General features: G+C 47.7%; 11 protein-coding genes and 2 pseudogenes. 6 read left to right on the top strand and 7 right to left on the bottom strand.

The window, feature by feature from the left end; genetic code table 11:
• Positions 1–384 precede the first annotated feature (384 nt).
• Positions 385–555 carry a hypothetical protein gene (locus tag F3J37_RS26210; RefSeq protein ID WP_166936553.1) on the bottom strand — a complete coding sequence of 57 codons (171 nt, stop codon included), beginning with the start codon at positions 553–555 and terminating at the stop codon, positions 385–387.
• A 201-nt stretch (positions 556–756) separates the two neighbouring features.
• On the opposite strand from F3J37_RS26210, the gene F3J37_RS26205 reads away from it, so the two are divergent.
• Complete coding sequence (locus tag F3J37_RS26205; RefSeq protein WP_166936551.1) at positions 757–996, top strand: DNA polymerase V; 240 nt, start codon at positions 757–759, stop codon at positions 994–996.
• Between the two features lie 406 nt (positions 997–1,402).
• On the top strand, positions 1,403–1,588 hold the full coding sequence (locus F3J37_RS26200; RefSeq protein ID WP_166936549.1) for a con-10 family general stress protein: 186 nt from the start codon (positions 1,403–1,405) through the stop codon (positions 1,586–1,588).
• Positions 1,589–2,036: 448 nt separating this feature from the next.
• Here the strand turns inward: F3J37_RS26200 and F3J37_RS26195 are convergent, their stop codons facing one another.
• Positions 2,037–2,417 carry a hypothetical protein gene (locus F3J37_RS26195; protein ID WP_166936547.1) on the bottom strand — a complete coding sequence of 127 codons (381 nt, stop codon included), beginning with the start codon at positions 2,415–2,417 and terminating at the stop codon, positions 2,037–2,039.
• 1,525 nt (positions 2,418–3,942) lie between these two features.
• Here F3J37_RS26195 and umuD point away from each other — a divergent pair.
• Together umuD and F3J37_RS26185 are read left to right on the top strand one after the other, a co-directional pair.
• Positions 3,943–4,364 (top strand): annotated as a pseudogene (gene umuD / locus F3J37_RS26190) (translesion error-prone DNA polymerase V autoproteolytic subunit).
• A gap of 183 nt (positions 4,365–4,547) precedes the next feature.
• Positions 4,548–4,688 (top strand): hypothetical protein, encoded by a 141-nt coding sequence (locus tag F3J37_RS26185; RefSeq protein WP_166936546.1) that lies wholly within the window; start codon positions 4,548–4,550, stop codon positions 4,686–4,688.
• A 446-nt stretch (positions 4,689–5,134) separates the two neighbouring features.
• On the opposite strand, the gene F3J37_RS26180 is transcribed toward F3J37_RS26185, so the two are convergent.
• From F3J37_RS26180 to F3J37_RS26165, 4 genes are all read right to left on the bottom strand, one after another.
• Positions 5,135–5,527, bottom strand: coding sequence for a YgiW/YdeI family stress tolerance OB fold protein (locus F3J37_RS26180; RefSeq protein ID WP_166936544.1), 393 nt, complete (start codon positions 5,525–5,527; stop codon positions 5,135–5,137).
• A gap of 212 nt (positions 5,528–5,739) precedes the next feature.
• Entirely contained in the window at positions 5,740–6,216 is a 477-nt protein-coding gene (locus tag F3J37_RS26175; RefSeq protein WP_034822635.1) for a nuclear transport factor 2 family protein, read from the bottom strand.
• Between the two features lie 686 nt (positions 6,217–6,902).
• Entirely contained in the window at positions 6,903–7,478 is a 576-nt protein-coding gene (locus F3J37_RS26170) for a TetR/AcrR family transcriptional regulator (RefSeq protein ID WP_166936542.1), read from the bottom strand.
• A 548-nt stretch (positions 7,479–8,026) separates the two neighbouring features.
• Positions 8,027–8,230, bottom strand: a complete 204-nt coding sequence (locus tag F3J37_RS26165) for a con-10 family general stress protein (RefSeq protein ID WP_034822638.1) — start codon at positions 8,228–8,230, stop codon at positions 8,027–8,029.
• A 453-nt stretch (positions 8,231–8,683) separates the two neighbouring features.
• On the opposite strand from F3J37_RS26165, the gene F3J37_RS26160 reads away from it, so the two are divergent.
• Together F3J37_RS26160 and F3J37_RS26155 are read left to right on the top strand one after the other, a co-directional pair.
• Positions 8,684–9,190, top strand: a complete 507-nt coding sequence (locus F3J37_RS26160; RefSeq protein WP_052127411.1) for a YciE/YciF ferroxidase family protein — start codon at positions 8,684–8,686, stop codon at positions 9,188–9,190.
• A gap of 410 nt (positions 9,191–9,600) precedes the next feature.
• Positions 9,601–11,166 (top strand): methyl-accepting chemotaxis protein, encoded by a 1,566-nt coding sequence (locus tag F3J37_RS26155; protein ID WP_166936540.1) that lies wholly within the window; start codon positions 9,601–9,603, stop codon positions 11,164–11,166.
• 31 nt (positions 11,167–11,197) lie between these two features.
• On the opposite strand, the pseudogene F3J37_RS26150 reads toward F3J37_RS26155, so the two are convergent.
• A pseudogene (locus F3J37_RS26150) lies at positions 11,198–11,477 on the bottom strand (hypothetical protein); the annotation flags it as partial.

Here is an 11,477-nt window from a genome sequence, read left to right as displayed (position 1 = left end):
TTCTATCAATTTATAAATAATGATATAAGCTGCGAAAAATTAAGAGCTGTGCCAGTCAAAGTGCGGCTTTTTTCATCCTTAATGACTCTTCGCGCTTAATAAGGGTGCCTTGCCCATCGAACCCACCCTTTAAAGTGATTTTAGAAAAAAGTCATTGTGCTGGCGAGCCTGCACTGGGCACAATTTCATATGCGGCAGAGTTGGCTAGTACCGCCGGCATAGAGGTGCATTAAAAAATGATGGCAAAGACAACAAAATTAGCCACTGCTGAGACTTTCATGAAGAACTTGATGGGGCATCTTAACCTTCCAGGACTCTTTCTCATCACCGGGCATCATTAATATCGCCACATATCAAATACCCGTCACGCTTGCCGGGATAAAATCAGGATTGTGGCTGGCCAATTGGGCCCTGACCTTGTGGGCCGCCCGGCACGGATTGCTGGCTTGGTGCGTGAGGGCGACCATCCGGGCCTACTGCAGGACCGGGTTCCTGACAGCCCGCCAGTGCCATCAGACTCGCAATGACAAACATTCCACCTAAAAAGCTCTCCATAACACCCCCCTCATTAATCCAGGCAACCCAATGTTGCTTTCCAAGCCTGGTCATATCTGCGGGCATTTGAAAGCGAAGCCGTAAAACTAAATACGCTTTACTACCAATGAGTTCTGATAAAACGGCCTTAACGCACTTGCTCACTCTCAGAGACTGCGATTACTGTATGTATATACAGTTTGATTTTGGGAGGGCACCGATATGCCCCGTGACTATGAAATCATGATTGCCTTCAGGCAGGCGGTAAAACGCGATGCCGCTGGTCGTTACACCATCAGCACACTCGATTTTGTGAAAGAGCTGGATCGTCTGAACTGGCGCTACTCCCTACGCGCCGCCAACAAATGGATAGAGATGCACACAACGACTTTCCGGGACATCTCGACAAGTGAGGGGGAGGACCGCATGTTTCAGGTCTTTAATCCGAATGGAAGGAATTGAGCAACGTGTGCCACGCTCAATTGGGTACACCCCGTAGCAGGCAATTGATTATGCGTTATTCAATGGGACTAAATTGTGAACAGCAAGACATTAATTCCCCTATCTTGCTGAAATAAATGAAAAATCCAGATCAATATAATTACAAAATTAAAAACCGTGACGCATGTCACATAAAAGAAAATCCAATAATTTTGTACAGCTTGTATTAGTTTTGTACAACTTCAAAAATTTCCCTTTTAAAAGCAATTGAATATAAGCGTAACGGGTAACTTATTGTTTTAAAACAAAAACAAGCGAAGCGGTAAACATGTATTTTAAATGTGGTTTTATCAAAAATTTCAGCCATATTATTTCTTGTTGGGAACGTTAGCACGCTAAATATTCGACTGATATATAAGGGGGAGACATGCCATCAAAAAGAGGTGGAGCCGGTAATTTTGCTGAAGATGCGGACCGCGCGCGTGAGGCCGGGCGTAAAGGAGGAAGCGCAAGCGGGGGGAATTTCAAAAATTGTCCTGATCGCGCAGTCGAGGCCGGTCGCAAGGGCGGACAAATCAGCCGCAGGCGCAAACCGGTAATCGAGGGAAGTTAATCCGCCAGACAGTCGGCCGGTTAGAATCATTCCGGCCTTGCTTTGAAAAAAGAAACAGGAGGAAGTATGAGGTTCTCATCCATCCTTGCATCCAGACATTTTGCTGAACAAGTTAATACGTTACTGAGCAGAAGAGGCGGAACATGTCACTGTGCAGATCCTGTTGGCACCCATGGCACACCTCAAAGTACTTGCGTAAATCTCTATAAAATTATCTGTGTAGAGGATGACACGGTAAAAGCAACGGATTCACCAGAGGTCAGACACAAAAAGCGTTCAGGTAACCGGCCTGTAAGATAAGTTGGTGGATGCCTGATTATTAAGCGGCTCAGATAACAATTCTGTTGAGGAACACCCAGACGTCCTGTCCTTTTACGTCCTTTTGACGCATGCTTTAATCTCATCTCCTGGGCTTTGCCTGGGCCATTCCCCCTCTGACAAGGGGCAATTATGAAATCTCAAAGGTCAAAAACCTGTCGCGCACCGAGTTGCGCGGTGACTGACACTTCTGATCTGATGTCGCTTCCGACACCTGAATCTTCCCGTGCTTCCTTCGTGAATCATTCATCGATTCGCAGATGAAGCCTAATGTCTGTTTTTTCTGAGACTGGACGAACACCAATTTCGTGGGGGTGAGCAAATGGAACAGGGTTTTTACTGGGTCCAGAAGGGTGAGACGCAACCTGAAGTCTGGTACTTCGCCGATGGTGAAGGGGGAGGATGGTTCAAGCCAAGCCGTAGTCTGCCCGTTCACCCTGATGATTTTATCGAGCAGGGGTACAATGTCATCAGTGATCGCCTCGAGCCCCCGGCAGAGTAATGACATCACCTGTACGACATACCTCCCCCTGGCTGAGGGAGTCGTATGGAAACGAGGCATTGCCATTAAAAAATGCCCCCACATGACGGCCTGCAAGCGGTAGCGAGGAACGTATCTCTCCTGTATACGCAACCCGAGTGCTTTAATCTGTTTCAGGTCCTGCTTTCGGCTACATGAAACGAGTTACAGGTATTTAGTAAAACTAGATCGAGATGCACCAGAAAACATTCAGGGATGACTGCTGTGGGGATGAGTAATCTCTCAAGGTATTCAATCCCAACGGGTGCTGAGAAATCATCCTGATAACTGTCGGTAGGGGCTAGGGGCTCATCGCCAGCAAAAAAAAGCATGAACCAGACGTGAGCCCGGTTCATGCAGATTGCTGACTACTCAGTTTTCTTTTTATTTGCCCGCTCTGATGCGTCGAGTCACCAGGGCGTGGGTCCCCACTGGGTTTGTACCAGAAACACAATCACCAGAACCAGTAAAGTGGTGACGGCCGGTATGATCAGGTATCGCATGTTCAATCTCCTGTCTGTCTGACCACGAGAATTTGAAACGATGAAAAACCCGCCCTTATTCATCGCCTACCGTTCAATGGTATCGGCGGTTTAGCGATGGATACTTATGTCGTGTTAAGGCCTGCAAAGCGCCGGGCTAAGCGCTTTAAAACGAGTTCAGATATTCCGGTAAACCTATCGCTAACAACGCAATGGCCACGATATTCAGTACAATAACGAATCTTGGTGAAACATCCATAAGTCACCTCAGGTAAACGAGCGGCATCCAGCAAGACACGACGTCGGGCTGCTGGCCAGTTGGTCATCGCTGAAATCACCGACACTGCCGTGCTGATAATTCACCTGCCAGGCACGCAGCATGTATCCCCGCGTTAACGCACAGGCATTTTGCTCATTAAGCGTAGTGCAGGTCTTCACAGACCAAAAGCGTAGCCGTATAGCGAAGTCACAGGTTTTTTTACAGGGTGCGGAAATTGACGGGCAGCCTCACAGCTAAACGCCACTCAAACGAGCAGTTGGTTTTCAACCGCGCGTTTCAGGGGAAAGGTAAGCTAAAAAAAGCCCGCTCAGGGCGGGCAAAAAAGCAGTGGCTAAGGAATGTCTCTCTCGTATGAAACGCATCCTGTGTGCTGTGCTGCCAGTCAACGACTGACCCCCATACCTTAGACTATTAATTACTGTGTGGTAGGATGTGTTAACAAAAGCGATAAAATTCCAGTAATTTCCAGTAAGTTATATGAATTGACGATTTATAAACTAAATTTCAGAGAGTTAACCGAAGCGGCAAGAGATTGCTGCTGATTATCTCTGGTTTATGTCGGCCTGAATAATGCTCAAATCTAAAACGCCTGCGCTTATGGCAACCGGTCCGGTCAAACTTAAATGCCGCGCCCACCTCAGATTAATTCCCCTTTACCCACAACACGTTTGTAAAAAGTCTTCCTGCCGGGCTTGATCGATTGTGCTGTTTAAGATTGCTGATTATATATACAGTTTCAATCAGGGCTATCATCATGGAGTTTTTCAGACCTGCGGAAATCCGCGACATTCTTGAGTTGCCGCTTTTCATTGCCAGAGTTCCGTGTGGTTTTCCGTCGCCGGCTCAGGACTACGTTGAGCAGCGGCTGGACCTTAATAATCTACTGGTCAGCCATCCAAGTTCGACTTACTTCATCCGGGTCAGCGGTGACTCCTTGATCGAGGGTGGTATTAACGATGGCGACATGCTGGTGGTGATCAGCTCAGTCACCGCGGAGCATGGGATATCATCGTGTCCGCCATCTCCGGCGAGTTTACGGTCAAGCAGCTGATGACGAGACCTTCCCTGCACCTGAAACCGATGAACGCCGCGCACGCCATTATCCCGATCCCCGATGCCGATCAGTTTGAAATCTTCGGCGTGGTCCGGCACTCCATTCAGACGATGGGCCGTTAATGTTTGCCCTGGTGGATGTGAACTCATTCTATGCCAGCTGCGATACGGTGTTCCGGCCTGATCTGCGCGGTAAGCCGGTATCTGGTCGAGTCAAGAGGGCGATGCTGCATTGTGGATGAACTCCGGCGGCCGGGTAACGGTAGCACCGTGCTTCTGAAGGTGGCGGGGAGGCTGGAATGGGGTGTGAAGATGTTTCATCCAAACCGTATCCTGACTGAAGACGGGCTGCTTCTTGAGGATGATTTGCTTGAGGATGTGATCGTTGTGGGGCTGGTGACGCATGAAGTGAGCGCTTTGAACGTGTCGGATTCTTCACCCGTTTGAACTTCATCGGGCAAAAAAAGGCCCGCATCGGCGGGCGAAATTCGTTACATGGGATAATCTCCATATAAGTTATGACGTTAGGTATATTTGAAAGTTCATATTTTCCGACTAACTTTGTACTTAAACCAAACCGGCGTTTTCTTTACTTGATATGAACGAAATGAATTCAAATCGCGCAGGAATGATTGGATGTGCCATCGGATCGGCTGTAGTCGAACTGGCAGCAAAAGGAGTACCGCTTAGCAGGGTGAGTATCATCATTGAACTTGAACGCATCGCTGCGGGGTCATCAGACCTGCAGGTAAAGGCGTTTGCATTAGATGCCGCAAAGTTGCTAAGGGCGGGCGGCGATGAAATTAACGCTTAGCCTTTGTCTATTGAAGCTGTAGTGAAATGAAAGCATTCCGGCCCCTGCAGAAACCTTAGCTGAGGCCTTGAACTGTCTGTTAAGGTTCGTCGATTCGGGTAACTTTAAGGTGCGCGCTTTCGCTTTTACCGTAGACTTTCCCGCTTACGCGGACCTTGTCTTCTGCACTGTACGTTTTGCCTTTGAAAGTGCTGGCCGGAGCATCGATGTTGACCGTGCCTGAGCTGTCACGGAACTGATAAGTGTCGCCTTTGATCTTTTTGACGATATAGCCCTCAAGCGTGACATAGCCCCCCTGACGAAAATCTTTGATCAGCGTAACCGGTGTTTCTGCCGTATCTTCCGACCCCTTATACCCGGCATCTTCCTTATTCTGAGGTGGGGGCGTCTTACCGGCTTCATATCCTCCCGTTTCGGCATATGCACCGACGCTCAGAGGTAACATCACTGCAATCCAGGCGACCTTATTCATTTCATTCTCCATTGATGTGTCTTCAGGTGTAAGCCTGGCACAGCGCCTGGGAAGTAAACGGAACGGGTGTGAAATAAATCTAAACCTGAGCGTGGTGCATCTGGTTATAAGAACTCTTATCTCAAAATTTCTGGTAAGGAATGAACACAGGATCGGCGTTTTTGGCGACGATATCCCGCTTAATCTAAGCGGGAGCGTTTTCTCGAAATGACTTACAGCCCCAGATCTGACAGGCCAGGATGATCGTCCGGACGACGGCCCAGCGGCCAAAAGTACTTACGCTCGCTCTCTTTGATTGGCATGTCGTTGATGCAGGCGAAACGACGCTCCATCAATCCATCAGCGCCAAACTCCCAGTTTTCGTTTCCGTAGGAGCGGAACCAATTGCCGGAGTCATCGTGCCATTCGTAAGCATAGCGGACGGCGATGCGGTTACCGCCAAATGCCCATAGTTCCTTAATCAGGCGGTATTCGTGCTCTTTCTTCCATTTACGGTCGAGGAAGCTCTGCGCTTCTTCACGATTGTTGGCGAACTCGGCGCGGTTACGCCATTTGGTGTCCAGTGAGTAAGCCAGAGCCACTTTTGCAGCATCGCGACTATTCCAGCCGTCTTCAGCCAGACGGACTTTCTCGATGGCCGTTTCCAGTGTGAAAGGCGGGAGCGGTGGACGAACTTGTGAATCAGTCATGGTAAAACTCCTGTAAATTTAGTTTCAGTCTAAAGATCGATCTCGTGACTTAGGACTCAGTGAGGGACCTGTTCCAGCAAAAACTTCGCTACTTTTGATGCCTTGACCAGAAGGCTCACATCGGTGGCACCAATACCGTTCTGATAAGAGACCTTTCAACAAATTCAGGGATTCCCCTTTGGTATCGCGCGGCGTCATGTCTGTGATTTAAAGGTAGAACGATCGTTCTACCTCGTCAATGATTTTTTCTGAAATGAATGCCGGGAGCAGAGAATATTCGGCATTAAAATCGAAATAAGATATTGTTTTAATTGGTTTTAAATTAACTGAAATTCGCCCGTTTCAGGTCTGAACAGGGAAGAGTAAGGGAACAAAATGTCGCTTATGAATGCGCCAGGGAAGTGCCCGATAGACTCAAACGGCGATAAGAAGAAACACCATCGAGCTATGGGTTATCCGTAGAAAATTAACTATCCCGTTGCAGAAGATGACTTTGACTGTTGACTGTATGTGCGGCGCGAACGTCCGGGCAGGCGGTGTGGTGACATCGCTGTTGTGTATGATGATGGCTGCGGGTATACGCACAGATTGAAGGCGAGGCCATTTATCGGTTCCGCCTGTCTGAAGATAAATCGAATTCAAAAACGCATTTAAATCTTCATTCAGGGGAAAAGCGTTTGCGATCCTCAGGGCCGGGAGGAGGCTCGTTCCAGCATGAGTTTCGCGATGTCCTGAGCGTTGTCGGCAGCACTCCCGTCCCCCATGACGTATGACATGGTGATCGCGCCTTCCAGCAGGATCAGCAACTGTCGAGCCAAATCATCCGGATGCTCAACGTTCAACTGTTCGGCAAGCTCCAGAGCGTAATCCAGCAACTTCTGTTTATGCATCTTGGCTATCTGACGCACAGGGTCTTCAGGATCGCCAACCTCACCCGCCGTGTTGATAAACGCGCAACCCCGGAATCCGTCGGACTCGAACCAGCTCTTCAGAACAGTGAACATATTCAGGATACGCTCTTGAGGAGTCTTGCCTTTGTCAGACTCTGTTCTGAACCATTGCATCCACCGTTCGTCGCGCTCTGTTAACGCGGCGGAAGCCACGTCTTCCTTGTTCGCGAAATGGCGGTAAATACTCTTTCTGGCGACACCAGAGGTCTTGACCAAAAGGTCCATGCCCATAGCGTGGATACCGTTCTGGTAGATGAGCTCTTCGGCGGTTTTCAGGATTTTATCCCGTGTATCAGTTGTTTTTTTGATCATGGGTTAAAAGTAGAATTATCGTTCTACCACGTCAACGCTTTTATCAAAGAGCCTGTAAAAAAGTCATGCGATCCTTGCGAAAGCTGGAAGAACCCGAAGGAACGGACGTTGATCGGAAGGCTTTGCAGATACCCGTCAGTATGAATGAGGGAGAGGGAAAGTCTTTTTAGTGAATAGCTATTTCATCCCCTCACCGACAACAAGGTCATTGCCCCTCCACTTTCGTAATTAACTTAATCATCACCAATCTTAATTTTGACTAAGGTGTACAACTTGAATCTTCGTGTACAAATATGTTGGTTAATTCGTGTTTAGTTATTTATTCTGGGATCTAAATTGATCATTAATATATATAGGAAAAGTTCTCGATAAGCGAAGCGGCAAATGATGTACGATTGATCAAGAAATGATCGATTTTTTGTTGTTAGCGATGGGAATAACCCTCCTGACGTAGCGAATTATGCATTTAAGCGAAGCGCTAATACACGTCAGGAGAGTGTTGTGATGAAGGCTAGCGAACGTAACCCAGTGTTGAATTATTGATAGTGTTATTTCCGGCGGCTGATCTTTCCTCCCTTCCGGCCTGCTTCAACGGCGCGGTTCGGATCGTTTTTAAAATTGCCGCCACTTACCTGACCGCCTTTGCGGCCTGCTTCAGCGGCACGCTCCTTGTCCTCGGCGAAGTTCCCTGTGCCCCCACGACGTTGCGTCTTTTTCTCTTCCTCTTCAGGATGCTTGTTAGGGTCCGTCATGCGTTCTCCTCATTATATTTGTACCAACATAAAGCAAAAATAAATGTAGCGTTGTTTTTACCATAATCAAGTCAGGATTAATCTTAAGTTTTATTATTTTGCGGACTGTTTGTTTAAGGATAAGTCGATTTTTGTTTATAAGCGGATGAAACTCACTTGAATGATGATTGTTAGCGCACTTTAGATGTTGAGTAAAGAGTGTTGTGAGGGTAAATATAAGCGAAGCGGCAAAGTGGTGATATTAATCCTCCCTCTCAGTTCTGCGCCGATTGGCTTGCGTAGAAGGGCTTACTTGCTACGTTTAATTAAGATGATTGTTAGTCCGTTAATTAACGCTTCGCTTATTTCCAGATAATTCCATTAGCGACGGCGTTGAGGCGGTTAGCTTGCTAAGCAACTGCATACCATCCCCAAAGGTAGTTCATTAAAAGCACATCAACCAGGAGTGAATGAATGACGAGGGAATCTGTTTATCTGGATTGGCTACGTGATGCACATGCGATGGAGAAGCACGGTGAAACGTTATTAAAACAAGCGATGGAGCGTCTCGACAGTGATTCTTCCATCGGAAGTCACATCGCGCATTATCTTGCGCAATCACGCGCACAGCAGTTGCAGGTGAAAGAGGTTCTGAAATGCCATGACGATAGTTGGTCGGCATTGAAAGAGGCATTAGGCCGCCTGTCTGTGGTGGGGCAGGCAGCAAGCGATATGCTGCGTGTTGAGCAGGACGCACGGATGGCCGTCAGCGTCTATGTCTTTTGTAGTTATAAAGTTGCGACTTACACCACGTTAATTGCCGCCGCCAGACAGGCTGATGACACTGAAGGCGCGGACATTTTTCAGCGGATCTTGCAACAGGAAGCGCAAATGGCGGCCAAACTGCTTGCGGACTTGCCTGAAGCAGCGAATCAATCGATAGACTCGCTGGCTGAAAGTGAAGCATCAAGCGCGGTGTAGTGTTTTCTGCGGGCAGCTTGCTGGCTGCCCGCAGAGAAAATAGCCAACATTATTAATGATTGCACGTTAACGGCAATTGCATAAACTGCAGTAAAAAGCCGCTACGTTTATCTAAACGGAGGATCAAGCGCTACACACTCAGTTTAATAAGTAAAGCACACTGATCACTCAGGTGACTATTATTGCCAACAATTTAATATAACTGATCAAATTGTTTAATTGCGCAATTCCACAGGAAGTGAATTGTTTTGCACGAGTAAGTTATATTTAAGTAAAAGCATTAAGGTTAGTGAGCATGCTGACGATAACAGCAGGGATGCTGCCGATGAGAACGCGGAGCGTCTCCATTTCTTTGTTTTAATAACACCTGAATTTCATGACTCACTAATAAAAATCATTGAGGTTTCTAAATGGACATAGTTCAAGGATTTTCACGTAATATTAAATTGCGCAGCAAACTCATTATTTCTTCTCTCATCAATATCGGTATGCTGCTTTTGGTCGCGGTACTGGGTTTAAATTCGCTGTTTATGGCACAAACCGGCGTCAACGGCATGATGAAAGATGATTACCCAACCATTGCGTTGGGCAATCAGTTAATCAATGAGATTAACACTACCATTCAGCGACAGGCTTTGTTGCTCAGTCCAATCAATGCGGAGCGCCGCAGCGCCATCATGAATGAGCTTCAGGGGGCAACCGGGCAAATTACGGAGATTTATCGTCAACTCCATGCACTGTCAACAGATGACGATTCCATTGCTTATCTCAAAATTTTGGATGATAAACGCAAAGCTTATTTAGAAGGCCGTAATGAATTTTTGCAACTCGCTAGTCAGGATCCTAATAAAGCGCTGGATTATTATCTGACAGCATTGGCGAGTAAACAAAAGGATTATACGGGTGAAGTGCAGCGTTTTATTGCACTGCAAGAGCAGCAGATGAATGGTTCCTACACACACTTTATGGATTCCTATCACACCACTAAAATTTCAATGGTGGTGATATTTATTGCGGCGGTTATTCTCTCTGCGTTGATTGGCTGGATTATTATCCAATCCATTACTGTGCCATTAAAAAACGTGATTGCGTTTCTTGGCCGTGTTGCTGATGGCGATCTCAGTACGAGTTTCAATGAAAAACGTAAAGACGAAATGGGGCAGTTAATAAACGCCATTCAGCAGATGCAGGATAAAATGTCGACCATTGTCAGTCATATTCGTATCAGCGCAGAGCAAATCTCAGGAGGTGCCAGCGAAATTATGTCGGGTACACATGATTTGGCCGCGCGCACTGAAGAACAAGCCAGTTCGGTTGAACAAACCGCAGCATCGGTTGAAGAATTCACTGCCACCATTAGCAACACGCGCAATAACACCCACTTTGCTGCCGATCTGTCTGAAAAGGCGGAAAGCGCCGTGGGGCAGAACGCCACTATGATGAACAACGTGTCGACCAAAATGGCTGAGATCCATGATTCAGCCGGTCGCATGGCAGACATTATCAATCTGATTGATTCGATTGCTTTCCAGACCAATATCCTGGCGCTCAATGCGGCTGTTGAGGCGGCACGAGCAGGGGAGCACGGTCGCGGTTTTGCGGTAGTCGCGCAGGAAGTGCGCGCGCTGGCGCAAAAAACCGCCACCTCATCGCATGAGATTCGCCATCTGATTGAGGAGTCTTCCACGCGCATCGTTGATGGCCGTGACATGGTAGCGGATGCCAACAAACTGATGTCGGAAATGATGAACAACGTGGTGAACATGAAGGAAGTGCTGTCACAGATTAACCAGGCCAGCACCGAACAGGCCGATGGGATCAGTCAGATCAACACTGCTATCAGCCAAATTGACATCACGACACAACAAAATGCCTCGCTGGTGGAGCAATCCCTGGCTGCTTCCGCCATGCTCAGCGAGCAAGCGGCAAACATGGTGAACAGCGTCAGTGTGTTTACCCTGCGTCAGAGCGCATAACCATAAGTGACAGGCGGTGTTAAGGCCGCCATTACTCCAAATTCTTGCTATTTAACACGGGCACCTGATCAAGCAACCATTGAAGCAATAGCTTGATGTTGGGCGCTTCCAGCCGGCTTTTCGGCCACACCAGATAATAACCGTCTCCTGTCGCCACCGGCTGGTTAAATGGCAGCACCAGTAAGTAATGCTTGTCAGTTAAGATCTTAATGGAGGCCGCAACGGATAACGTTGTGGCCTCTTTTTTACCGCCCTTGGGTAATGCCGCACTCTTCTTTCCGGCAGCACCAGCCCTGGAGCCATCGCCATTA

The organism is Candidatus Pantoea communis (assembly GCF_011752685.1).
GTDB classification, from domain to species: Bacteria; Pseudomonadota; Gammaproteobacteria; order Enterobacterales; family Enterobacteriaceae; genus Pantoea; species Pantoea communis.
The sequence above is the reverse complement of the archived record's forward strand: the minus strand, read 5'-3'. Positions and strand labels throughout refer to the sequence as shown.